This is a genomic window from Micromonospora sp. WMMD737 (assembly GCF_049179055.1).
GTDB lineage: Bacteria > Actinomycetota > Actinomycetes > Mycobacteriales > Micromonosporaceae > Micromonospora > Micromonospora reichwaldensis.
In genome coordinates this window covers 428,499-454,685 of record NZ_JBMHMH010000001.1, presented here as the reverse complement: position 1 = coordinate 454,685, position 26,187 = coordinate 428,499, and the positions used below count along the sequence as shown (strand labels likewise).

The 26,187-nt window shown below is 75.2% G+C and carries 6 protein-coding genes and 1 pseudogene; 2 read left to right on the top strand and 5 right to left on the bottom strand.

Annotated features, from left to right (window positions below):
• Positions 1 to 953 precede the first annotated feature (953 nt).
• Positions 954 to 3,806 carry an AAA family ATPase gene (locus ACN27A_RS01260; protein ID WP_421449118.1) on the top strand — a complete coding sequence of 951 codons (2,853 nt, stop codon included), beginning with the start codon at positions 954 to 956 and terminating at the stop codon, positions 3,804 to 3,806.
• 713 nt (positions 3,807 to 4,519) lie between these two features.
• Positions 4,520 to 7,336: an AAA family ATPase gene (locus ACN27A_RS01255; protein WP_421449117.1), complete on the top strand. Its 2,817-nt coding sequence runs from the start codon at positions 4,520 to 4,522 to the stop codon at positions 7,334 to 7,336.
• A 67-nt stretch (positions 7,337 to 7,403) separates the two neighbouring features.
• On the opposite strand, the gene ACN27A_RS01250 is transcribed toward ACN27A_RS01255, so the two are convergent.
• From ACN27A_RS01250 to ACN27A_RS01230, 5 genes and pseudogenes are all read right to left on the bottom strand, one after another.
• Complete coding sequence (locus ACN27A_RS01250; RefSeq protein WP_421449115.1) at positions 7,404 to 8,810, bottom strand: glycosyltransferase; 1,407 nt, start codon at positions 8,808 to 8,810, stop codon at positions 7,404 to 7,406.
• Positions 8,811 to 9,175: 365 nt separating this feature from the next.
• A complete protein-coding gene (locus ACN27A_RS01245; RefSeq protein WP_421449113.1) occupies positions 9,176 to 10,015 on the bottom strand; it encodes an ABC transporter permease in 840 nt (279 codons plus the stop codon).
• Positions 10,012 to 11,061: an ABC transporter ATP-binding protein gene (locus ACN27A_RS01240; protein ID WP_421449110.1), complete on the bottom strand. Its 1,050-nt coding sequence runs from the start codon at positions 11,059 to 11,061 to the stop codon at positions 10,012 to 10,014. The genes ACN27A_RS01245 and ACN27A_RS01240 overlap by 4 nt, the downstream gene beginning before the upstream one ends.
• Positions 11,062 to 11,148: 87 nt before the next feature.
• A pseudogene (locus ACN27A_RS01235) lies at positions 11,149 to 16,620 on the bottom strand (type I polyketide synthase); the annotation flags it as partial.
• A 25-nt stretch (positions 16,621 to 16,645) separates the two neighbouring features.
• The gene (locus ACN27A_RS01230; protein ID WP_421449109.1) at positions 16,646 to 26,152 is read right to left on the bottom strand and encodes a type I polyketide synthase; all 9,507 of its coding nucleotides are present in this window, start codon (positions 26,150 to 26,152) and stop codon (positions 16,646 to 16,648) included.
• Positions 26,153 to 26,187: the final 35 nt, after the last annotated feature.

Sequence of the window (26,187 nt, the reverse complement as noted above, 5' to 3'; positions counted from 1 at the left end):
CAGGGCACATAATTCTTTTTTAACAACATAATCGGTGAATTTCCCAAAGGTCCGAATCGGGCGGCGCATCGGCGACACGCGCCGAGTCCCGATCCCGGGCGACCCGCCTGCCCGCAGTCGCACTTCGGGCAGGCGATGTCGCACGCCGCAACAATCGGGAACCTTTAACAATTGTCGGGCCGCCCGCCCGCGCCCGGGAGCGACTCGTCGCCGGTTCGGCCCGGCGGGCCGGCAGGTGCCCCGAGCCCCTTCCGACCGTCAGCGCTCCCACGCCGGACCGCACCGCGCCCATGGCCACCGGGCCGCGCGCCAGCCATGTTGACACTGAGTTGAGCAGCGCTTACCCGGGATGACGTCGAGGGCGTCCGGCCCAACCGACGCGGGACGGCCGCCGGCGGGAGGCGGCTTCGCCGCCGACGGGCCGACGACGGGAGTTCCGTCGCGGTGACGACGTGGACACGCACCGGACGCCTAGCACGCAAGAACGCGTCCGCCAATCGCCGAGCGGGCCGAAAAGGGCACGACCAATGGGCCACGACGGCATACTGTCACGTTACGGGATCACCCGGCGACTTTCCGCTGTCGCCCGTACGCGCGAAGCCGGCTCGGGCCGATGCGAGACAGAACCGATGTTTGCCCATCCTTTACAAACCTCGGCTTGCCGCCCAATTGCCGAACTGCCATACTCCCACCATCACGGTGGTCGATAGGGGGAAGGCCGGCCCGGAGAGGCTGGGGAATTATCACCGACGCTGGTGGGGGCGCGATCCGGAGTCGCCAGCCGGTCAAGTCGGTCGATGGTTCGCCGGCCATGCTCGACGGTCGTCTATATTTGCTAATAATGGAATGGGTCAAGAATTGCCGGTCTCCGATTTCGTCGAGCTCCAGGGGCGCGCAGGGCGGGCGGCCCCTCCGGTGACCGCGGACCGCACGCTCCTCCGGGGGCCGCGTCGATGGAGCTGACCGAGCGGTCGTGCCTGCTCAGCATGCTGGAACGCCGGCTGACGGACCTGTTCAGCAGCGGGGCCTCCCCGACCAACCGGACCGTCGCCGTGCTGACCGGCCCGGTCGGCACCGGCAAGACCACGCTGTTGCAGACCTTCGCCCGGCAGGCCTGCGACTCCGGGGCACGGGTCCTCGGCGCGAGTGCCTCCCGCGCCGAACGCACCGTCCCGCTGGAGGTCATCCGGCAGCTCGTGCGGGCGGCGCCGTTGAGTGGAGCCGGCAACCCCGACCTCTGGGCCCGCCTCGGGCGGCTGCTGGACGCGGGTGCCCTCACCTGGACCGACGCCGACGACACGGACCACGAGGACACCGCCCTGGCCACCGCCGCGATCGGTGGGGCCCTGCTGGAGATGACCGCGCAGGGGCCGTTGGTCATCGCGGTCGACGACATCCACCACGCCGACGTGCCGTCGCTGCGTTGCCTCGACTACGTGGCCCGACGGATCTCCGGGCTACCCGTGCTGATCATCCTGACGGAGGCGCCGCGCACCCGGCCGTGGCGGCCCGACGTGCACGCCGAGCTGCTGCAACCCGCGCGGCTGCAGCGCCTCCGGCTGCCGCTGCTCACCGCCGACGGGACGTTCCAACTGCTCGCCCGGCGACTCGGCGTTCCGGTCGCCCGCACCATCGCCGAGGAGAGCCATCGGATCAGCGGCGGCAACCCGCTGCTGGTGCAGGCGCTCGCCGAGGACCAGGCGGCCGCGCCCCGGCCCGCCGACCGTCCCGTGGTCGGGGAGTCGTTCCGGGAGGCCGTGCTCAGCTGCCTGTACCGCTGCGACCAACTGGTGCTCAACGCCGCCCGGGTGCTGGCCGTGACCGGCGAGCCGCTGCACGGCAGCCTGCTGCCCCATCTCGTCGACGCACGGTCACGGGCCGCGCTCGGAGCGATCGACGACTCGACCAGCGCGGGACTGATCACCGAGCAGGGCCTGCGCCATCCGGCGGTGAGCCAGGCCGTCCTCGACGGCATGACCGCCGAGGAACGCGCACGGCTGCATCTGGAGGCGGCCTGCCTGTTGCACGACGACGGCGCGGCCCCGGCCCGGATCGCGCCGCATCTGGTCGGGATCGACGAGCTGACCGAGCCCTGGATGGCGCAGACCCTGCTGGACGCGGGCGAGCAGGCGTTGCGCGACGGCGAGATGGAGACCGCGCTGCGTTACCTGCGCCGCGCGCACCGGAGCTGCGCCGGCGAATGCCTGCGGGCGCGGATCCGTTCCGCGCTGGCCCGCGCCGAGTGGCGTCTCGACCCGCAGGCCGCGATCCCCCACCTGGCCGGCGTCGTCAGCGCCATCCGCGCCGGGCATCTCGGCAGCCAGCAGGCCGCCGGCGCCATCCACTACCTGCTCTGGCACGGCGAGATCGACAAGGCCGTCGATCTCGTCAACCACCTGAGCGAACGGGCGGACAGCGTCGACCCGAGGTCCGCCGCCGAACTGCTCGTCACCACGGGTTGGATGTCGACCCTCTACCCCGGCGTGATGGTCGACCGCCCCGCACCCGCCGTGGCCGCCCGGGACCCGCTCACGCTGGCCAAGGTCAAGCGCGGGATCGAGGGCGCCACCCTGCTGTCCGCCGTGCTCGACCGCGGCGACGCCAGCGCGGTCGAGCAGGCCGAGCGGGCGCTGTCCACCACCGGGCTGGACGACGAACCGAACATGTGGACCGCCGTCTGCGCACTCATCGCCATGATCTACGCCGACCGGCTGGACCTGGCCGACGACTGGTGCGACCGGCTGGGCCGCAACCCCGCCACCCCGCGCTACCCCACCCCGTCGGCGACGCTCGCGGCACTCCGGGCGGCCGTCGCCGGGCGGCTCGGCGACCTGCCCCGCGCCGAGAAGCTGGCCGACGAGGCGCTCAGTCAGCTCTCGCCGAAGGGCTGGGGAGTGGTCATCGGGATTCCGCTCGCCGTCCGGGTACGGGCCCTCACCTTCATGGACCAGCTCGACGCGGCCGCGGCCTCCCTCCAGGTGCCGGTGCCCCCGGCGATGTTCGAGACCCCGATCGGGCTGCACTACCTGCAGGCCCGCGGGATGCACGCCCTCGCCGCGGAAAGCCCGGAGGCGGCCCTGGCCGACTTCCAGCTCTGCGGGCAGCTGATGAACCGCTGGCGGCTGGACTTCTCGGGCCTCGTCCCGTGGCGGACCGAGTCCGCGCGGGCGCTGCTCCGGATGGGCCGCCGCCAGCAGGCCGGCCGGTTGGTACGCGAAGAGCTGGCCCGGCTGCGGCCCGTGCACGTGCGGCACCGCGCCGCCGCCCTGCGGGTGCTGGCCGCCACGGAGGACGGGCCGGACCGGATCCCGCACCTGCGCAGCGCCGTCCGGCTGCTGCGGCAGTGCGGTGACCGCATGGAGCTGGCGCACAACCTGGCCGACCTCGGTCAGGCCTACCAGCAGGTCGGCGACCGGCGGCAGGCCCGCGTCGCGGCGCGGTCGGCCCGGCTCCTCGCCGAGGAGTGCGGGATCCCGATGCTGCGGCCCGGCCTCTCCGCCAGGAGCGGCGGCGCCGAGGGTGCCGGCGCGACGGCCGTCGTCCGGGGACTGACCGACGCGGAGTGCAACGTGGCCACCCTGGCCGCCCAGGGCCACACCAACCGCGAGATCGCCGAGAAGCTCTTCCTGACCGTCAGCGCCATCGAGCAGCGGCTGACCCGGATCTACCGGAAGCTGGACGTCAACTCGCGCAGCGAGCTGGCCGCCCGGCTGCGCATGAACCGACCCGGCGCGACGGTCCTGGACCCACCGCCGCGAGGCAGGGACGACCCGGGCCACCGGCCCGGCGGGCCCCGGCCGCGCTGACCTTCGCCGGCAGACCACCGCTCCTGCCCCGTCGAGCGTCCCGGCCGCGGCTCACCGCCGGCCGTGCTCTCCTGGGCCTGTCTCCGGACCGGATCATCGAGCTGCGGTCGCACGAGGTCCGCACGACCACGTCGCCCGGCACCCGCGGCCAATCTCGGCGTGGGCCGCCGCCGGCCGTTCGCCGCCGTTCGCCCCGGCTTCCGCCGGTCTTCACGGTCGGATGTGGACGGTGGGCTCGGGCCGCCACCTGCGCCGACCGTCGCCGGGTGTCCACACCCCAGCACTGAGCGTGCAACCGGGCGTGCGTCGCGAAGCCCGATGTGACACCATCAAGCCGCACACCCGACACCAGCCCCTCACCGTGTCGCCATCTCCCCCGCCGGGTCGAGTCCGACACCCCTTCATCGCGCTTCGCGCAACCCCTAAATGCGTTTCAGGGCCGCAGGTTTGTGCGCGAAACGATGGGGTCTCGCGCCCGTTGTCGCACACCCACGCCGGTGCCAGACTCCCCTGAGCACCCGGACCGTACGGCGAAAACCCCGGTCCGGCGAAAGATTTCCAGGTCCACCCGGCACGGCGGCCCGGTGCGCTCCACCCCTACCCGGAAGACGCGGGTGGAGGGGCGGCTGTCCGGCAAGGGGGGAGGCGGCGTCGGCACCACCGGGGTTCCCGGTCCCGCGCCGCGTAGGAGAAGGGCTGACACGTTGGTGTTGGTGCAGCAAGAGGAGCAGACGACCCGTCTCCGGCATGCGTTCCGGGCTTGTGAGGACCAGCAGCGCGGACACGTCGCGCTGGTCACCGGCGCCGTGGGCAGCGGCAAGACGAGCCTGCTGGAGTCGTTCGGCGAGTGGGCGGCGGGCGCCGGCGGGCAGGTGATGAGCGCCGCCGGCTCCCGGGCCGAGCGCGGGCTCCACCTGGGAGTGGTCGGGCAGCTGTTCCACAGTGCACGGCTCACGCCGGAGGCCGTGGCCCGGGTCGAGCAGCTGATGCGCGACGCCACCTTCGCCGTACCGCTGCCCGAGCCCGGCGCCGAGGCGGCCGACGGCGACCGGGCCTGGGCCCCCCTGCTGCACGGTCTCTTCGCCACCCTGCTCGACCTGACCGCCGCCGGACCCCTGGTCCTCGTCGTCGACGACGTGCACCACGCGGACCCGGCCTCGCTGCACTGCCTTCTCTACGTGACCCGCCGGCTGCGCCACGCCCGGATCATGGTCGTGCTCGCGGAGGCCTCGACGCTGCGCCCGCCGCACCCGCTGTTCCGCGCCGAGCTGCTCAGCCAGCCGCACTTCTCCCGCATCGGCCTGCCGCCGCTGACCGTCGACGCCGTCGCCCGGCTGGTCGGCGGCGAGGCCGACAACGCCGACGCCCGGCGGACGGCGGAACGCTGCGTCCGCATGACCGGCGGCAATCCGCTGCTCACCCGGGCGCTGCTCGAGGAGCGGGCCGGCGCGGAGACGAACGACGAGTACGGCCCGCCGGTCGGCGACGCGTTCGACCAGGCGGTGCTCGGTTGCCTGTACCGGCACGAGCCGGGGGTGCGCCGGGTGGCGCAGGCGCTGGCGGTGCTCAACCGGCCCGCGACGAACGAACTGCTCGGCCACCTCCTCGACGTGGTGCCCGAGTCGACGGCCCCGGCGGTACGGGTGCTGCGCACCTCGGGCCTGATGGAGGGCGACCAGCTGCGCCACCCGCGCATCCTGCGGTCGATCCTGGGCGACATGTCGGCCGACGAACGGCGGAGCCTGCACCAGCGCGCCGCCGAGGTGCTGCACGACCACGGCGCCGAGCCGAGCGTGGTCGCCGAGCACCTGGTGGCCGCAGGCTCGGCGAGCGCGCCCTGGGTGGTGCCGGTGCTCCAGGACGCCGCCGGCCACGCGCTGGCGTCGGGCCGGCCCGACGTGGCCGCCGCGTGCCTGCGCCTGGTCTCCCGCGCCCCGGTGGACGCGCAGCAGCGGACCGCCACCACCGAGATGCTGGTGAACGCCCGTTGGCAGATCAACCCGCTGGCCGTGAACGGGCAGCTGACCGAGCTGGTGGAGACGGCGCGGGCCGCCGGGTGGTCCACCGACGCGGGCCTGTCCGCCGTGCCCTACCTGCTCTGGCAGGGCCGGGTGGACGAGGCCACCGAGGCGGTCAGCGCCTTCCCGACGGACGAGGAGCACGGCTCGGCCGGCACGGCCGGTCGCCTGCGGATGATGCAGCTGCTGGTCTCCCTCTCCCACCCGGAGCACCTGACCACCGTGCGGGAGACCCCGAGCGCCTGGAGCCGCGCGGCGAGCGCGCCGACCACGATCAGCCCGCTGCTGCAGGCGGTGACGGTGCTCGGCACCGCGCTGACGCCGGCCGCGGACAACGACACCGTGGCAACCGCCGAGCAGCTTCTCCAGCGCCACCACACGGACGACGGCGCGCTGGGTCTGCTGACCGCTCCCCTGCTGGCGCTGCTCTGGGCGGGTCGGTCCGACCGGGCCGCGGTCTGGGGAGACGTGCTGCTCGGCCGGCCGGCGGCCCAGCACGCCCCGGTGTGGCGGGCCGTCATCCGGGCGGTCCGGGCGGAGGCGGCGTTGCGCGTCGGCGACCTGCCCGGCGCGGAGCACCACGCGCGGGCGGCCCTGGAGGACATGCCCGCCCCGGCCTGGGGAGTGGCGGTCGCCGGCCCGCTGGCCACGTTGGTCGCCTGCGCGACCGAGTCGGGCCGGTTCTCCGAGGCCGAGCGGTGGCTCGCCCACCCCGTCCCGCCCGGCATGTTCCGCACCCCGCTGGGCCTGCACTACCTGGCCGCCCGGGCCCGGCACCACCTGGCCGTGCGCCGGCCGCACGCCGCCACCACCGACCTGCGCCGGTGCGGCGAGCTGATGCGCGCCTGGGGCATCGACGCGGCCGGGCTGGTGCCGTGGCGGCTGGAGCTGGCCCGGGTGCAGCTCAGCGTCGGCAACAAGACGCAGGCCACGCAGCTTCTCCAGGAGCAGCTGCGGGTGCCGCACGGGGTCGACGACCGCACCCGGGGCCGGACACTGCGGCTGCTCGCCACCACCGCCGCCCAGGACCACCGGCGCAAGCTGCTCTCCGAAGCGGTCAACCTGCTCCAGTCCAGCGGCGACCGGCTGGAACTCGTGCGGGCCCTCGGCGACACCGGCCAGACGCTCCAACGTGCCGGGGACTCCGCCCGCGCCCGACTGCTCGTCCGCCGGGCCTACCAGCTCGCCCAGGACTGCGGGGCGTCGGTGCTGGCCCAGCGGCTGATCCGCCGGGAGCCGGGCAGCGGACTGCCGGCGTACCCGGCCGCCGCCGAGTTGCAGGAGCCGGACGACGGGCTGAGCGACGCCGAACGCCGGGTCGCCGCGCTGGCCGCCCAGGGGCACACCAACCGGCAGATCTCCAGCAAGCTATTCATCACCGTGAGCACGGTGGAGCAGCACCTGACCCGGGTCTACCGCAAGCTCGACGTGAAGCGGCGCACGGACCTGCCGTCCCGGCTCGTCGCGTACGCGGAGGCGCTGGCCGACGAGACCCAGGGCGCCGCGTCCTGACCGACGTCGAGGGGGCGCGGTGGGTGTGGCCCACCGCGCCCCCTCGGCGCGTACGACGACCGGGAGATCAGCCGACGGCCAGCCCGACGGTACGACGGGCCGCCGCCTCGTCGCGGTGTTCCAGCACGAGGTCGGCGGCGGCGGTGACCCCGCCGGCCTGCCGCATCCGCCGGCTCCACAGCTGCGCCCGCGCCCGGAACGTCTCCTCGCCGAGCAGCCGCGCGAGCTTGGCGAGGATGTCCTCGACGTCCGGCGAGTCGGCGCGCTCGACGGACAGGGCCACCCCGCTGTCGACCGCGCGCACCGCCCCGTCGGGGCAGTCCAGCCAGAACGGCATCACCAGCTGCGGCACGGCGAAGTGGACCGCCTCGTGGATGGCATTGGCGGCGCCGTGGTTGAAGAAGACCCGCACGTGCGGGTGGGCCAGCACCCGGTGCTGCGACGGCACCCACGCCTCCACCCGCAGGTTGCCCGGCAGCCGCCGCGCCGGCGGGAGGAGATGCTGCTGGCGCGCGGGTACCTTCCACAGCACGGCGTGCTCGGGCCCGAGCCGGTCGGCGATCTCGACGATCGCGTCCACCTGGCCGCGCGACAGTCGCATGATGGTGCCGAAGCCGACGTAGACCACCGAGGGGTGCGCGTCGAGCCACCGGGTCAGCTCGTCGTCGCCGGCGGCCGGCGGAAGTTCCCGGGGCACGACGGAACCGAGCATCCGCAGCTTCTCCGGGGCGGTCGCGAAGGGGTACTCGAAGCCGAAGACCGTGTACGCCATGAGCGCCTCGGCGGCCTCGACGTAGCCCGCCGGACGCATCTCCGGGTTGTGGATGCCGGCCGCCTTCCGGGCGGCCACGGCGGCGAGGCTGCGCCGCAGCCGGTCCGGCTCCATCAGCGCCCGCACCAGCCGGTTGCGGAAGCCGACGTTGGCCGCCTGCTGCCGGGGCGTCATCCGCTCCGGCAGCCCGGAGAACGGGGCCGGGTAGCGCGCCGGCAGCTGCTCCTGGAAGAAGTTGGACGGCGGCAGCGAGATGCTGACCACGAAGGGCAGCTGCCGGGTCTGCGCCGCGTCCATCGCCCAGCTGGCGAGGCTGTCGACCACGGCCACCACCGGCCCGACCTCGTCGATGACCTGGAGGCAGCGCCGGTGGAGCTGACGTACGTGGCCGTAGTCGGTGCTGACGTCGAGGTACCGGGCGAAGCTGGTTGCCCGGTCGCCGGTGGTCAGCAGCCGGTACGTCGCGTCGTCCCAGCTGTCCGGTGACGACTGCGGCCGGGCCGGGCCGAGGGAGACGAACGAGACCTCGCCCGGCCCGCGCAGTCCCTCGACGTCCGCCCGGCGGTCCTCGGTCGATGCGAACCAGATGTTCCCGACGCCCCGGGCCTTCAACTCGCCCGCGATGTTGAGCAGCGGGTTGAACATCCCCGCGCTGTTGTAGGCGACGACGAGTACCGCCCGGTCACGGTCGTTTCCGGTCATGTCCACCGTCCGTCACTCCTTCCCGCCTGTGCGGCGACCCGCGCCGTCCGGCCCTGGAGTACGCCGCACCGACGGGCTGTTCGTGGAGCCGTTCGGTCTGCGGCCGGGCCGGCACCGACGTTCGTCGGTTCGGCAACGTTCGGCGGAGCCCTGAGGGGACGGTTGCCACTCCGAAGCAGCCGGAAGGATGAGCCACCGCCGTCCGTACAGCCTGCCACGGCTGACATGACGGTGCCCATCGAGCAGGTGAAATTTCTTCCTGATAAATCCGGAAGGAGTGACCCGATCTGCATTTGCACTGGTAAACGGCGGATGGCCCGAGCCGCGGGTGCGGCTCGGGCCATCGGCAGGTCGGATCCTGTCGGCTAGTCCATGGCGCGGCGCATGAAGCCACGCATGCCGATCATCGAGAACACCACGAAGACCCCGGCGAGGACGCACATGCACAGCCACAGCGGCAGCGACTCGACCCCCGGCGGGCCGACGAGCGACCGGGTCGCCTCGCTGATGTAGCTGAGTGGATTCAACGAGCAGATCACCTGGTACCAGCGCAGCGAGTCCAGGCCCAGCAGCGGGAACTGGGTCGCGCCGGTGAACATGATCGGGGTCATCACCACGGTGAACATGATCTGGATGTGCTGCGTCGGCACCAGCGTGCCGAAGGCGAGGCCCACCGCCGCGCCGACCAGCGCGCCGATCGCCAACACCCCGACCACCTTGAGCACGACCGCCCAGGGCCAGGTGACACCGAGCATGAGCATGCCGACCGGGATCAGCACCACGCCGGCGATCAGACCGCGGATGCCGCCGAAGACGATCTTCTCCAGGGCCACCAGCGGAATCGCCATGGGCGACAGGAGGCGGTCCTCGATCTCCCGGGTGAAGGAGAAGTCCATCATCATCGGCAGCGCGGTGTTCTCCAGCCCGATCAGGAAGGCGTTCAGCGCGATGACGCCGGGCAGCAGCACGTTGGAGAAGTCGTCGCTGGCGTAGCCCAGGTCGCTGAGCACCTTGCCGAAGATCAGCAGCATGAACAGCGGCTGGATGAAGACCTGGAGCAGGAAGCCGACCAGCTCCCTGCCCGTGACGAACAGGTCCCGCGACAGCACCGCGCGGAACGTGGCGAACTGGTCCAGCGCGCTCACCGGCGGCGGCGCCGCGGCCGACGAGGGCGCGGACGGGGGGGCGGGGGCGGCGACGCTCACCGAAGTTCCCTTCCGGTCAGGTGGATGAAGACATCTTCCAGGCTGGGCTGGCCGATGTTGAGGTCACGAACTTCGCAGCCCAGGTCGGCGAGGATCTTCATCGCCATCGGGATGGCGTTGGCCGGCTGACCACTGGTGTAGACCCGGAAGGAGAGCGGGGCGTCCGGATCGGCGGGCGCGTCGGGGGCCGGCGGCATCGGCATCGCCGGCATGCCGGGGAACGCCGGCGCGGCGACGGGCGCCGGGGCGCTCACCTTGAAGTGTTCCACCTGCTCCACGTCCGGGATCGCGTCGAGCGCGACCCGCACCTGCTCGGCGGGGGCGCCGGGGGTCACCACGAGGGTCAGGGTGCTGCTGCCCGGCAGCGTACGGGTCAGCGCGGACGGGGTGTCCATGGTGAGCAGCTTGCCGTGGTCGACGATGCCGACCCGGTCGCAGAGTTTCTCCGCCTCGTCCATGTCGTGCGTGGTGACCACCACGGTCACCCCGGACCGCTTCAGCTCGGCGATCCGGTCGTGCACGAAGAGCCGGGACTGCGGGTCGAGGCCCGCGGACGGCTCGTCGAGGAAGAGCACGCGGGGCGAGTGCATCAGCGCGCGGGCGATCATCGTGCGCTGGGCGAGGCCGCCGGACAGGAAGTCGGTACGGTGGTTCGCGAAGTCCTTGAGCCCCATCTGGTCCAGCAGCTCGTCCGCCCGCCGGATGCGCTCCGCCCGGGGCACGCGGTGGTACGCCGCGTGGAACAGCAGGTTCTGCCGGACGGTCAGCGCCCGGTCCAGGTTCACCCGCTGCGGTACGACCGCCAGCAACTGCCGCGCGACGGCGGGCGCGCCGATCACGTCCGCGCCGCACACCCGGGCCCGGCCCGAGGTGGCCCGCACCCGAGTGGTCAGCACCCCGATCGTCGTCGTCTTGCCCGCCCCGTTCGGCCCGAGCAGGCCGAAGACCTCACCGGCGGCGACGGAGAAACTCAGCCCGTCCACCGCCGGTGGCATGTTGGGCTGGTACCGCTTGACCAGCTCCGTGACCACCACTGCCTCGTCCACGTCGTCATGCTCCGTCCTGCAACGTCGGTTCGATAGATGTGTGTGCGCCGATAGGGGGCGCTAGGGGCACGCCAGGGGCGGGAACGGTCACAGGCCCCGCGCGGCCAGCCACCGCTGGAGCGTGCCGGCGAGTTCCGGCCCCCGGTCGGCGACCATGCTGAAGTGGTCACCGGCGGCGTCCGCCACCTCGTGCGGGTAGGGCCAGCGGGACCGCCAGCCGTCCTCCTCGCCGTTCCACTCCCCCAACGGCTCGCTGGCCCGGACCAGCAGGGTCGGCGCCGCCATCTCGGACGGCTGCCAGTCCAGGAACAGCGGCAGGTAGCCGGCCCACGCGGTCGTCCGCCAGTCGTCCATCGGCGTGTACGCGGTCTCCCGGTCGATCATCCCGTCGAGCAGCTGCGGCACCCACCCGCCGAGCACCTCGCTGTTCGCCGGATAGGTGTCCATCAGCACCACCGCGTCCGGCGAGCGGCCCTGGCGTTCCAGCTCGCCGGCGAGCAGGTTGGCCACCATCGCGCCACCCGAGTGACCGGCCAGCACGAACGGGCCGGCGCCGACGGCGCGCAGCACCGTGTCGGCGTGCACCCGCAGCAGGGCGTCGAGGTCGGCGGGCAGCTCCTCGCCCACGCCGAACCCGGGGTTGGGCAGGGCCCAGACGTTGCGCACCCCCCGGAAGCCGGCGGCGAGCCGGGCGTACTCGTGGGCGCCGGAGAGCAGGGACATGGTGCAGCAGCACACCAGCTGCGCCGCGGCGTCGCCCTCGGCCAGCCGCAGGATGCCGGCCGGGCGGGTGAGCTGCGCCGGCTCGCTGAAGCTGGGCCGGAACTGCGCGAGCTTGACCAGGAGTTCGGCGTACCCGGCGGGATCCTCGCGCGCCTTCGGCTGGTTGAACAGCCCGCCGAGCAGTCCGCCGCCGGAACTCTCCGCAGCGGGTCCCCCGGCGTCGTCCGCGCCGTCCCCGGCCGCGTCCGCGCCGCCGAGCTGACCGAGCAGGTGGCGGGCGAGCGCCGTAGGGGTGGGATGGTCGAAGAGCAGGGTGGCCGACAGCTCCGCCCCGGTCTCCTGGCACAGCGCGTCGCGCAACTCCAGGGCGGTCAGCGAGTCGAAGCCGAGCTCCAGGAAGTCCCGGTCGGCCTCGACCGCCCCGGGCGAGGCGTGCCCGAGCACCGTGGCCACGCGCGCGCGGACCAGATCCAGCAGGATCCCGAGCCGATCGCCGGCCGGCGTGCCGGCCAGCCGGTCCCGGAAGGCCCGGGCCGGGTCGGTCGCCTCGCCACCGGGGCCGGCGTCGGCGTCCGCGGCTGCCGCCGCCTCGGGCACGCCGCGCAGCAGCGGTGCGGGCCGCACCGCGGTGAAGGCCGGCACGAACGCCGGCCAGTCGAGGTCGGCGACCGCGAGCTGGTCGTCGCCGCGGCCCACGGCCTGCTGCAACGCGGACACGGCCAGTTCGGCGGGGAGCGGACGGACCCCCCGGCGGCGCAGCTGTGCCGGGTCGGTGACCTCGTCGGTCCAGGGCACCCACGCGACGACGGTGGCCGGGCGTCCGGCGGCGCGCCGGCCGGCGGCCAGCGCCTCCAGCCCGGCGCCGGCGGCGGCGGCGATCGCCGCTCCCCCGCTGCCCCAGACGGCGGCGGTGGAGGTGAAGACCACGAACTCGTCGATCGGCTGACCGGCGCAGGCCCGGTCGAGCAGCTCCACCCCGGCGGTACGGGCGGCCACGGCGTGGGCCAGGTCGCGCGGGTCCAGCGCCGCGACCGGTTCGCCGGCCCCGTCGGAGTCGGCGACGTGCAGGACGGTGCGGACCACCGTCCCGGCGTCGGCCAGCCGGTCCAGCGCCTCGGGCAGCCCGTCGAGGTCGTCGACGACGGTGACGGCGACGTCCGGGCCGACCGTGCCGGCGGGCACCCCGGGACCGGCGAGGACGAGATGGGTGGCGCCGCGGTCGGCGAGCCACCGCAGCAGGTGCGGGGTACGCACCGCCGCGGCCCCGTGCACCAGGACCCCGCCCCGGGGCCGCCAGTCCGCGTCGGCGGCGGTGCCGGCCGGGGCGCGCGACAGCCGCCGCGCGTACACCCCGCCGGAACGCACCGCGAGCTGGTCCTCGTCGCCGCCGGCCGCGACGAGCCGGGCGAGCGCGGCGAGCGCCGCGTCGTCCGGCTCCGCCGGCAGGTCGACCAGCCCGCCCCACAGGCGCGGCTGTTCCAACGCCAGCACCCGGCCCAGGCCCCACAGGTACGCGCCGGCGACGCCGGGCGCGGCATCGTCGGCGTCGACGGCCACCGCGCCCCGGGTCACGGTCCACACCGGCGCGTTGCCCCCGGCGAGGGCCCGGACGAGCGCGGCCGTCCCGGCCAGCGCGACCGTCCCCGTGGCCTCCGCCGCCAGCAGCGAGACCACGACCGACGGGGTGCCGCCGGAGTGCGCGACGGCCCGGGCGATCCCGTCCGGGTCGTCGCCCACGGTCACGAGCACCGGGTCCAGTCCCTCGGCGCGCAGGGCGGCCAGCACGCCCGTGGCGTCGGTCCGCGTCCCGGCCACCACCAGGCAACCGCCGGTCGTCGCGGTGCCGGAGGGCGCGGCGACGCGCACCCAGTCGGCGCGGTACCGCAGGCCGTCCAGGGCGGAGCCGCGGCGCCGCCGGTCCCGGTAGGACGCCAGGGCGGGCAGCAGTTCGGCGAGCGCCTCCTGCCGGTCGGCGTCCAAGCCGAGCGCGGCGGCCAGCGCGGCCGGCCGGTCCTGGGTCACGGCGGCCCAGAACTCCTCGTCGTCGCTCGGCGCGGCGGGCTGACGGAGGTCGACGGCGGGCGGATCCGGCCAGTACCGCTCGTGGTGGAAGGCGTAGGTGGGCAGCTCGACGCGCGCGGCGTCGCTGCCGGCGAAGAGGGCCGGCCAGTCCACCCCGGCGCCGCGCAGGTCGACGGCGGCGAACGCGGCGAGCAGGCTGGCCGGCTCGGGCTGGTCCCGGCGGCTGAGCGGCACGAAGGCCGCCGGCTCGACGTCGGGCAGGCACTCGCGGGCCAGCGCGGTCAGGGCGCCGTCGGGGCCCAGCTCCAGGAAGGTCCCCACGCCGGCGGCGGCCAGGGTGGCGACGCCCTCGTGGAAGCGGACGGTGTCCCGGACATGGTCGACCCAGTAGCCCGGGTCGGTGGCCTGGGCGGCGGTCAGCGGCTCGCCGGTGCGGTCGGAGACGACCGGCAGCGTCGGCGGATGCCAGGTGACCTTCTCCGCGACGACCCGGAAGTCGGCCAGCATGGCGTCCATCCGGGCCGAGTGGAAGGCGTGGCTGACCCGCAGCCGGCGGGACCGCCGGCCCTCGGCGGCGAGCCGCGCACCGGCCGCGAGCACGGCCTCCTCGTCGCCGGAGAGCACCACCGACCGGGGGCCGTTCACGGCGGCCAGCGACACCCGCTCGTCGAGCAGCGGGGTCACGTCGGCCTCCGACGCCCGCACCGCCAGCATCGCCCCGCCGGCCGGCAGCTGCTGCATCAGCCGGCCCCGGGCGGCCACCAGGGCCGCGGCGTCGGCCAGCGACAGCACGCCGGCGACGTGCGCCGCGGCCAGCTCGCCGACCGAGTGGCCGAGCAGGTGCTGCGGGCGCAGCCCCCATGCCGTGACCAGCCGGTAGGCGGCGACCTCGTAGGCGAACAGTGCCGGCTGGGTGAACTCGGTACGGTCCAGCAGCGCCGCCTCGGGCGAGTCGGGATCGGCGAAGACCACCTCCCGCAGCGGCCGGCTCAGGTGCCGGTCCAGTTCCCCGACCACCTCGTCGAAGGCGGCGGCGAACACCGGGAACCGGCGGCACAGCTCGGCGCCCATGCCGAGGCGCTGGGCGCCCTGGCCGGTGAAGAGGAAGGCGACCTTGCCGGCCGGGCGAGCCACGCCGCGTACCACGCCGGACGTGTTGCGCTCCTCGGCGACCGCGCGCAGGCCGGCCAGCAGCGCATCGCGGTCCTCGCCGATCACCGCTGCCCGGTGCGGCAGGGCCGCGCGGGTGGTGACCAGCGAGTACGCCACGTCGGCCGGGGCCAGGTCGGGGTGGTCGGACAGGTGGTCCAGCAGCCGCCGGGCCTGCCCGGCCAGAGCCGGCGCGGAGCGGGCGGAGACGATCCAGGGGGTCGGCGGGGCGGGCGTACCGGCCGGCCGGGCGTCGTCGGTGTCCGCTTCGGCGGCCTGCTCGATGATGACGTGCGCGTTGGTGCCGCTGATCCCGAACGCGGAGACCCCGGCCCGGCGCGGCTGCCCGGTCTCCGGCCAGGGCTCCGCCCCGGTCAGCAGGGACACCGCCCCGGCCGACCAGTCGACGTGCGGGGTGGGCTCGTCCACGTGCAGGGTGGGCGGCAGCACCCCGTGCCGCATCGCCAGGACCATCTTCATCACCCCGGCGACGCCCGCCGCCGCCTGGGTGTGCCCGATGTTCGACTTCACCGAGCCCAGCCACAACGGCCGGTCGGCGCGGCGGTCCTTCCCGTACGTGGCCAGCAACGCCTGCGCCTCGATGGGGTCGCCCAGCGTCGTGCCGGTGCCGTGCGCCTCGACGACGTCCACCTGGTCGGCGGTCAGCCCCGCGTTGGTCAGGGCCTGCCGGATCACCCGCCGCTGGGACGGGCCGTTCGGGGCGGTCAGCCCGCTGCTCGCCCCGTCCTGGTTGACCGCGCTGCCGCGCACCACGGCGAGCACCGGGTGGCCGTTACGGCGGGCGTCGGAGAGCCGCTCGACCAGCAGCATGCCGGCCCCCTCGGACCAGCCGGTGCCGTCGGCCGCGGCGGCGAACGACTTGCACCGGCCGTCGGTGGACAGGCCGCGCTGGCGGGAGAACTCGACGAAGACGGTCGGGGTGGCCATCACCGACACCCCGCCGACCAGCGCCATGGTGCACTCCCCCAGTCGCAGCGCCTGGCAGGCGAGGTGCAGCGCGACCAGGGACGAACTGCAGGCGGTGTCCACGGTGACCGCCGGCCCCTCCAGTCCCAGGGCGTACGAGATCCGGCCGCTGGCCACGGCGGCGGCGCTACCGGTGCCGAGGTAGCCCTCGACGCCGCCGCTGACCCCGGTGAGCAGCGCGGCGTAGTCGCCCTGGCTGCTGGTCGCCGCGTACACGCCGGTGGGCGCGCCGCGCAGCGTGGTCGGGTCGATGCCGGCCCGTTCGAACGCCTCCCAGGCGGTCTCCAACAGCAGCCGCTGCTGCGGGTCCATGGCGAGCGCCTCGCGGGGACTGATGCCGAAGAAGGCGGGGTCGAAGTCCCCGGCGGAGTAGAGGAACCCGCCCTCCCGCACGTACGACGTGCCCCGGCTGTCCGGGTCGGGATCGGGGTCGTAGAGCGCCCCCAGGTCCCAGCCCCGGTCGTCGGGGAACGCCGACATCGCGTCGGTGCCGGCGGCCACCAGGTCCCACAGCTGCTCCGGCGACCCGACGCCGCCGGGGAACCGGCAGCTCATGCCGATGATCGCCACCGGCTCGCTGAGCGCGGCGGTGAGCTGCTGGTTCTGCTGCTTGAGCTTCTGGTTGTCGAGCAGGGACGCGCGCAGCGCGCCGACGACCTCGTCCAGTGAAACACTCATCGGGGGCTCCTCAGGGCCGGCCGGGTCACGAGTCCGAGCCTTCCAGTGCCATCCGGACCAGGCCGGCGACGTCGAGTTCGTGGATCTGCGCCTCGGGCGCGGCCGGGGCGGCGGACGCCACGGCCGGCGGACCGGCGCTCGTGCGGGCCAGCTGGAGCAGCTGGTCGAGCAGACCCGTCCGCCGCAGCTCGTCGAGCGGGATCGCGGCGAGGGCCCGGCGGACCGACTCCTCGTCGCCGTCCTCGCCGAACTCCCCGTCGCCGTCGGCGAAGAGCTCCTCGTACAGGTGGTCGGCCAGGCCGGCCGGCGTCGGGTAGTCGAAGACGACGGTGGTGGGCAGGTCGTGCCCGGTGGCCGCGGTGAGCAGGTTGCGCAGCTCCACGGCGGTGAGCGAGTCGAAGCCGAGGTCCAGGAAGCCCCGGTCCGTCTCGATCACGTCGCCGGAGGAGTGGCCGAGCACCTTCGCCGCGTCGACGCGCACCATCTCCAGCAGCGCGGCCCGCCGCTCGTCGCCGGGCAGTGCCCGCAGCTCGGCGAGCAGGTCCCGGGCGACGGGCGCGGAGGCGTCCGGCGCGTCGACGGGGGTGACGGCCAGCTCGCGTACGGCCGGCAGGTCGGCCAGCAGCGGGCTGGGCCGCAGCGAGGTGAACAGCGGCGCGAAGGTGGCCCAGTCGACGTCGGCGACGGTGACGCAGGTGTCGCCGGCCGCCAGGGCGTGCCGCAGCCCGGCCATCGCCACGCCGGGCGGCATCACCCGCAGGCCACGACGGAGCAGCTGCTCCGCCGCCCCCTCGGTGTACATGCCGGACTCGGTCCACGGCCCCCAGGCGACGGAGGTGGCCGCCAGGCCCCGGCCGCGGCGCCGCTCGGCGAGCGCGTCCAGGTAGGCGTTGCCGGCCGCGTACGCGCCCTGCCCGCCGCTGCCCCACACCGCCGCGATGGACGAGAAGAGCACGAACGCGTCCAGGTCGACGCCGTCGAGCAGCTCGTCGAGGTGCTCGGCGCCGGACAGCTTCGGGGCGATGACGTACGCCAGGTCCTCCAGGGTGGTGTCGGCCAGCGGCACCACCTCGCTGACCCCCGCGGCGTGCACCACCGCGCGCAGCGGCGGTCCCTCCCGCCCGAGGTCGGCCAGGAGCTCGGCCACCGCGTTCCGGTCGGCGGCGTCGCAGCGGGCGACCCGGCAGTCCACCCCGAGGCCGGTCAGCTCGGCGAGCAGCTCGGCGGCGCCGGGGGTGTCGGTGCCCCGCCGGCTGGTCAGCACCACCCGTTCCGCGCCGGCGCCGGCCACCCAGCGGGCCACGTGCCCGCCGAGCGCGCCGGTGCCGCCGGTGATCAGCACCGTGCCCCGGGGCTGCCACGGCGCGGGCTCCCCGTCGGTGACGGCCGGGACGAGCCGCCGCACCAGCACTCCGGACTCGCGGACGGCGAGCTGGTCCTCCATGCCGCCGCCGGTGAGGATGCCGCCGAGCCGCATCGCGGTCCAGGGCTCGAGGTCGGTGGGCAGGTCGACCAGACCGGCCCAGCGGGTGGGCTGTTCCAGCGCGGCCACCCGGCCCAGGCCCCACAGCATCGCCTGCCGCGGGTTGGCCGGGACGTCGCCGTCGCCGGCCCCGACGGCGCCCTGGGTGACGGACCAGAGCCGGGCCGGGGCGTCGAGGTCGACGAGCTGCTGGAGCAGGTGCACAGTCGCGGCGAGGCCACGCGGCAGCGTCGGGTGCTCGGCGTGCGGGGCGTCGTCCAGGCCGAGGAAGGAGAGGATCGACAGCGGCCCCCCGTCCTCGCCGAGTGCCTCGGTGAGCACGTCGGCGAACCCGCCGCACAGCTCGTCGGGGTCGGCGCCGGTGTCCACGGGCACGATTGTCACGTCGGTGCCCAGGGCCCAGGTGCAGGAGTTGAGGTCGGGGTCGTCGGCCTTTTCGGCGGGCAGCAGCACCAGCCAGCGGCCGGGGTCCTGCTCCTGCGGGGTCTCCTCGATGGGCTCCCAGACGACCTGGTACCGGCTGCCGTCGACCAGGGACCGCTCCCGGCCGCGCCGCCGCCAGGCGGAGAGCGCGGGCAGCACCGTCCCGAACGGCTGGTCGCGGTCCACGTCCAGGTCGCGGGCCAGCGCCTCGAGGTCCTCGGCCTCGACGGCCGCCCAGAAGCGGCGCTCGACGTCGGTGCGGTCGTCCTCGGCCGCCAGGCTGGCCCACGGCGGCGGCTCCGGCCAGTAGCGCTGCCGGTCGAACGTGTAGGTGGGCAGGTCGACGCGCTGCGCGCCGGTGCCCGCGTAGACGGCGAACCAGTCCGGGGAGACGCCGTGGGTGTGCAGCGCGGCGACCGCCCGCAGCAGGGTGGTCGGCTCGGGGCGGTCCCGGCGCAGGGCGGGCACGACCAGCGGGGCCCGGGCGCCGGTCGGGGCGTCCCCGGCCAGGACGGCCTGGGCGAGGGCGGTGAGCACCCCGTCCGGGCCGATCTCGACGTAGCCGGTGACGTTGCGCTCCCGCAGCGCCGCGACGGCGTCGGCGAAGCGTACGGCGTCGCGGGCGTGCCGCACCCAGTACTCCGGCGTGCCGATCTCCGCCGCGTCGACGGGCGCGCCGGTGACGGTGGAGATCATCGGGATGGTCGGGTCCTGGTACCGAAGCCGTCCGGCGACGGCGGCGAGGTCGTCGAGCACGGGCTCCATCAGCGGGCTGTGGAACGCGTGGCTGACCGTCAGTCGCCGGATCCGGACGCCCCGCGCGCTCCACTCGGCGGCCAGTTCCTCGACGGCGTCGCCGGCCCCGGACACCACGACGGCGGCGGGACCGTTGACGGCGGCGACGGAGACCCGGTCGGCGCGGTCGCCGAGCCCGGCGGTCACCTCGGCCTCGGTGGCGGCGATGGCGAGCATCGCCCCGCCGGCCGGCAGCGCCTGCATCAGCCGGCCCCGGGCGGCGACCAGCTCGGCCGCGTCGGCCAGGGAGAGCACCCCGGCGGCGTGGGCGGCGGCGAACTCGCCGATGGAGTGCCCGGCGACGGCGTCGGGGCGCACCCCCCACGCCTCGAACAGCCGGAACAGCGCCACCTCGACGGCGAAGAGCGCCGGCTGGGTGAACTCGGTCCGGTCCAGCGCCTCGGCCTCGGAGGTGTCGGGCTCGGCGAAGAGCAGCGGCTTCAGCGCGCGGGGCAGGTGCGGGTCGAGTGCGGCGCAGGCCTCGTCGAGCGCGGCGGCGAAGACCGGGAACGCCTCGGCCAGCTCGCGGCCCATCCCGGCCCGCTGCGCCCCCTGCCCGGAGAACAGGTACGCCACCTTCGGGCGGGACGCGGCCACGCCGGTGACCACCAGCGGCGAGTCCTCGCCGGCGCCGAGGGCGCGCAGCCCGGCGCCCAGCGCGATCCGGTCGGTGGCCAGCACGACGGCCCGGTGCTCCAGGGTGGCCCGGGAGACCGCAGACGACCAGCCCACGTCGACCGTCCGGGGGGCCTCCAGGCCGGTGAGCTGCTCGGCCCAGCGGTCCGCCTGGGCGGCCAGCGCGACCGCCGTACGTCCCGACAGCAGCACCGGCACCACCGGCAGCCCGGCCAGCTCCCCGGTCGGCGGCTCGACGACGGCCGGCTCCGGGGCCTGCTCCAGGATGGTGTGCGCGTTGGTGCCGCTGATGCCGAACGAGGAGACGGCCGCGCGGCGCGGGTGGTCGGTGACCGGCCACGGGCGGCCCTCGCCGAGCAGCTCGACCGCGCCGACGGACCAGTCCACCTGGTCGGTCGGCTCGTCGACGTGCAGGGTCTGCGGCAGGTAGCCGTGCCGCAGCGCCAGCACCATCTTGATGATCCCGGCGACGCCGGCGGCGGCCTGCGTGTGCCCGATGTTGGACTTGATCGAGCCGAGCCAGAGCGGCTGGTCGGCGGGCCGCTGGCCGTACGTGGCGAGCAGGGCCTGCGCTTCGATCGGGTCGCCGAGCTTGGTGCCGGTGCCGTGCGCCTCGACGGCGTCCACGTCGGCCGGGGTGAGGCCGGCGTTGGCGAGCGCCTGCCGGATCACCCGCTGCTGCGACGGCCCGTTCGGGGCGGTCAGGCCGTTGGAGGCGCCGTCCTGGTTGACGGCGCTGCCCCGGATCACGGCGAGCACGGGGTGGCCGTTGCGGCGGGCGTCGGAGAGCCGCTCGACGAGCAGCAGGCCGAGGCCCTCGCCCCAGCTGGTGCCGTCGGCGGCGGAGGCGAACGCCTTGACCCGGCTGTCCGGGGCGAGCCCCCGCTGCCGGCTGAAGCCGACGAACACCCCGGGGGTGGACATGACGGTGACGCCGCCGACGAGGGCGAGGGAGCACTCCGAGCGGCGCAGCGCCTGGCAGGCCCAGTGCAGCGCGACCAGCGACGACGAGCAGGCGGTGTCCACCGAGACGGCGGGCCCCTCCAGCCCGAGGGTGTACGACACCCGGCCGGAGAGCACGCTGCCGGCGTTGCCGGTCATCAGGTGCCCCTCGGCGCCCTCGGCGCTGAACATCAGGTTCCGGTAGTCCTGGTAGTTGGTGCCGACGAAGACGCCGGTGGGGCTGCCGCGCAGCGCGTGCGGGTCGATCCCGGCCCGCTCGATCGCCTCCCAGGACGCCTCCAGCAGGAGCCGCTGCTGCGGGTCCATGGCCAGGGCCTCGCGGGGGCTGATGCCGAAGAAGCCGGCGTCGAAGTCGGCGGCCCCGGTGACGAATCCGCCCTCGCGGGCGTAGCTGGTGCCCTCCTTCTCCGGGTCGGAGTCGAAGAGCCGGTCGAGGTCCCAGCCCCGGTCGGTGGGGAACTCGCCGATCGCGTCGCCGCCGGCGGCGAGGAGCTGCCACAGCTGCTCCGGGGTGTCCGCCCCGCCGGGCAGGCGGCAGCTCATCGCCACGATGGCGATCGGCTCGTCGTCGTCGGCCGGTGCGGCCGGGGCGGGGGTGGCCACGTCCGGGGCGGCCCCGGTGAGCAGCTCGTCGAGGTGCGCGGCGAGCGCCGTCGGGTTCGGGTAGTCGAAGGCGAGCGTCGCGGGCAGCCGCAGGTCGGTGGCGGTGGCCAGGAAGTTGCGCATGTCCACGGCGGTCAGCGAGTCCAGGCCGAGGTCGCGGAAGGGCAGGGTGGCCGGGATGTCGTCGGCCGCGCCGTAGCCGAGCGCGGTCGCCGCGCACTGGCGGACCAGCTCCAGCAGCGTCGCGGCGCGCTCCGCCGCGGCGAGCCCGGCGAGCCGCCGCGCCAGGGCCGACGGCACGTCCGTCGCCTCCTCGGCGGCCTCCTGCGGGGCCGGGCGCGTCGCCTCGCGTACCTCTTCGAGGTCGCCGATCAGCGGGCTGGGCCGGACCAGGGTGAACGCGGGGGCGAAGCGGGCCCAGTCGATGTCGGCGATCAGGGTCGTGGTCTCGCCGCGCCGCAGCGCCCGGGCGAGGGCCTCGACGGCCAGGGCCGGGTCCATGCCGAGCATGCCGCCCCGGCGCAGTCGCTGCTGGGCGCGTTCGTTGTCGGCGGGCAGGCCGGCCCCGCTCCACGCGCCCCAGGCCACCGAGAGGGCGGGCAGGCCCTCGGCCCGGCGCCGCTCGGCGAGGGCGTCGAGGAACGCGTTCGCCGCCCCGTACGCGCCCTGCCCGGCGTTGCCGGTGGTGCCGGCGACCGAGGAGAAGAGCACGAAGGCGTCCAGGTCGAGGTCGCGGGTCAGCTCGTCCAGGTGGACGGCGGCGGCGCACTTGGGCGCGGCGACGGTGTGCAGGCGCTGCGCGGTGACGGTGTCGACGATCCCGTCGTCGAGGACGGCGGCGGTGTGCAGCACGGCGGTCACCGGTGCGTCGGCGGGTACGGCCGCCAGCAGGTCGGCCACCTGTGCCCGGTCGGCGACGTCGCAGCGCGCCACGGTGACCCGTACGCCGAGGTCGGTCAGCTCCGCCTCCAGCTCGGCGGCGCCCGGGGCGTCCGGGCCGCGCCGGCTGGCCAGCAGGACGTGTGCGGCGCCGGAGCGGGCCGCCCAGCGGGCCAGGTGCCCGCCCAGCCCGCCGGTGCCGCCGGTGATCAGCACGGTGCCGCGCATCCGCCAGGTGTCGTCGACGGCGTCGCCGGGCGCGGTCGGCTCGGGTTCGGTGAGCCGGGTGAGCCGGCGGACGAAGACCCCGGATTCGCGCACGGCGAGCTGGTCCTCGTCGCCGCCGAACTGCTCCGCGCCGTCGTCGTCGCCGAACTGGTCGGCGCCACCACCGAACGGGTCCTCGCCGCCGGCGCCGAGCGCCGCGCAGAGCAGGGCGCCGGCCTGCGCGTCCAGGGTGTGCGGCAGGTCGAGCAGGCCGCCCCAGCGGGCGGGGTGTTCGAGGGCGACCGCGCGGCCGAGGCCCCAGACGGCGGCGGCGGCGGGGCTCGGGGCCGGGTCGTCGGCGCTGACCGCGACGGCTCCCCGGGTCGCGCACCACAGCGGCGCCTCGACGCCGAGCGTCCCGAGCGCCTGCACCAGCAGGGCGGTGCCCGAGACGGCCAGCGAGGTCGCCGGGTGCTCCGGGTGCGCCCGCTCGTCCAGGCCGAGCAGGGAGAGCACGGCGACGGGTCCGTCCGGACCGGCGAGCGCGGCGCGCAGCGGTTCGGCCAGCGCCGCCGGGTCGTCGGTGGCGTCCAGTTCGACGGGTACGACGTCCGCGCCGAAGTTGCCGAGCGCCGACAGCACGTCGGCGACCAGGGGGTCCCCGGCCAGCGCCGCGGGCACCGGGACGAGCCAGGTGCCGGCGAGCCAGGTCAGCGGCAGGTCGGGCACGGCCTGCCAGGTGACCTGGTAGCGCCACCGGTCGAGGTCCGGCTCGCCGTCGGGCGCGGCGAGGAAGGCCGGCGGGGCGGGCCAGTACCGGTGGTGGTCGAAGGCGTACGTGGGCAGGTCGACGGTGGGCGCGGCGGGCAGGACCTTCGTCAGGTCGACGGGCAGGCCGATGGCGTGCGCCGCGGCGAGGTTGGTCAGCAGCCGCGTCGCGTCGTCGTCGTCGCGGCGCAGGCTGCCCAGGGTGGTACCGGAGACGCCGGTGTCGTCGAGGATCGCCGTGACCGGCATCGTCAGCACCGGATGCGGGCTGATCTCCACGAAGGTGGTGTGCCCGGCGGCGACGGCCACCCGCACCGCCGTGTCGAAGAGCACCGTCCGGCGCAGGTTGTCGTACCAGTAGTCCGCGCCCATGGCGATCGGGTCGGCCCAGTCCCCGGTGAGGGTGGAGACCAGGCGGGTGTGGCCGACCTGCGGCGTCACGTCGGCCAGGTCGGCGCGCAGCTGCTCGGCGACCTCCTGCACGGCGGGCGAGTGCGACGCGTAGTCCACGGGGATCAACCGGGCCCGGACCCCCTGGGCCTGGCACGCCTGCACCAGGTCGGCGACGTGCTGCGGCGGGCCGGAGACCACGACGGTGGACGGGCCGTTGACCGCCGCCACCCCGACGCCCGGGAAGGCCGGCAGCCGCTCGGCGACCGCGTCGGCCGACAGGTCCACCGACGCCATCGTGCCGGTGCCGCGCAGCACGGTCAGGGCGCGCGAGCGCAGCGCCACGGCCTTCGCGGCGTCCTCCAGGCTGAGGATGCCGGCGACGCAGGCCGCGCCGATCTCGCCCTGCGAGTGGCCGATCACCGCGGCCGGGGTCACCCCGGCGTGCTGCCACACGGCGGCGAGCGCCATGCCGACGGCCCACAGCACCGGCTGCACGACCTCGACCCGCTCCAGCCACGACTCGTCGTCACCGGTCAGCACCGACACGAGGTCCACGTCCAGGTACGGGGCGAGGGCCCGCTGGCACTCGGCCAGCTTCGCGTCGAACACCGGCGTACGACCGACCAGGCCGGCGGCCATCCGCGCCGACTGCGCGCCCTGACCGGGGAAGACGAACACCGGACCCGCGCCGGGGCCCGACGCCACACCGCTGACCACGTTCCCGGCGGGCAGGCCGGCCGCGACCGCGTCCAGCCCCGCCAGCAGCTCGTCGGCGGTCGAGCCGACCACGGCGGCGCGGTGGTCGAACGTCGACCGGGTGGCCGCCAGGGACCAGCCCACCGCGGCCGGGTCCAGCCCGTCGCGCTGCCGCAGGTGCGACGCGAGCCGGGCGGCCTGCCCGGCCAGGGCGGCCTTCGACCGGGCCGACACCGGCCAGAGGAGCGCGTCGGCCGCGACCAGCCCGGGGGCGGAGTCGGCGCGGCGCTCCTCGGCCGACTCGTCCGGCTGCTCGATGATCACGTGCGCGTTGGTGCCGGAGATGCCGAACGAGGAGACGGCACCCCGCCGCGCCCGGCCCGTCTCGGGCCACGGCCGGGCCTCGGTGGCCAGTTCCACCGCGCCGGCCGTCCAGTCGATGTGCGGGGACGGGGCGTCGACGTGCAGCGTCGCCGGGACGACGCCGTGCCGGATGGCGAGCACCAGCTTGATCACCCCGGCCACGCCGGCGGCGGCCTGCGCGTGGCCGATGTTCGACTTCACCGAGCCGAGCAGCAGCGGCGGGGCGTCCCCCCGGTCCTGCCCGTACGTGGCGATGAGCGCCTGCGCCTCGATCGGGTCGCCCAGCTTGGTGCCGGTGCCGTGCGCCTCCACGACGTCGACGTCGGCGGTGGAGAGCCGGGCGGAGGCGAGCGCCTGGCTGATCACCCGCTGCTGCGCCGGCCCGTTCGGGGCGGTCAGCCCGTTCGACGCGCCATCCTGGTTGACGGCGGTGCCGCGGACCACCGCGAGGACGTGGTGGCCGTTGCGGCGGGCGTCCGACAGCCGCTCGACCAGCAGCCACCCGACGCCCTCGGAGAACCCGGCGCCGTCGGCGCTGGCGGCGAACGAGCGGCACCGCCCGTCGGTGGAGAGGGCGCGTTGCCGGCTGGATCCGATGTAGAGGCCCGGGGTGGCCATCACGGTCACCCCGCCGGCCAGCGCCAGGTCGCACTCCCCCGCCCGCAGCGCCTGCACCGCGAGGTGCAGTGCCACCAGCGACGACGAGCAGGCCGTGTCGATGGAGACGGCCGGCCCTTCGAGCCCGAGGGTGTACGACACCCGGCCCGACGCGACGGCCGCCGCGCCCCCGGTCATCGAGTGCCCCTCGTCGCCGTCGGGCGACATCATCAGCAGGGTCCCGTAGTCCTGCCCGTTCGTGCCGACGAACACCCCCGTCCGGCTGCCGCGCAGCGAGGCCGGGTCGATCCCGGCGGCCTCGACCGCCTCCCAGGACGTCTCCAGCAGCAGCCGCTGCTGGGGGTCCATGGTCAGCGCCTCGCGGGGCGAGATGCCGAAGAAGGCGGAGTCGAAGTCCCCGGCCCCGTCGACGAACCCGCCCTCCCGGGCGTACGAGGTGCCCGGGTGGTCGGGGTCGGGGTGGTAGAGGCGCTCCAGGTCCCAGCCCCGGTCGTCGGGGAAGGGGGTGACCGCGTCCCGGCCGTCCCGCAACAGCTCCCACAGGTCGTCGGGGTTGCGCACCCCGCCCGGCAACCGGCAGCTCATCGCCACGATCGCCACCGGCTCCAGTTCCTGGGACTGTGCCTCACTGAGCCGGCGGCGGGTGTCGTGGAGATCAGCCATGACCCGCTTGAGGTAGTCGCGGAGCTTGTCTTCGTTGGCCATCGGAGTGCCGCTTCCTCGAAAGGGACGGGAGAGAG

Coding starts and splice junctions, on each gene's coding strand:
- ACN27A_RS01260 (WP_421449118.1), top strand. CDS start 954: ATGGAGCTGACCGAGCGGTCGTGCCTGCTCAGCATGCTGGAACGCCGG.
- ACN27A_RS01250 (WP_421449115.1), bottom strand. CDS start 8,810: ATGACCGGAAACGACCGTGACCGGGCGGTACTCGTCGTCGCCTACAAC.
- ACN27A_RS01230 (WP_421449109.1), bottom strand. CDS start 26,152: ATGGCCAACGAAGACAAGCTCCGCGACTACCTCAAGCGGGTCATGGCT.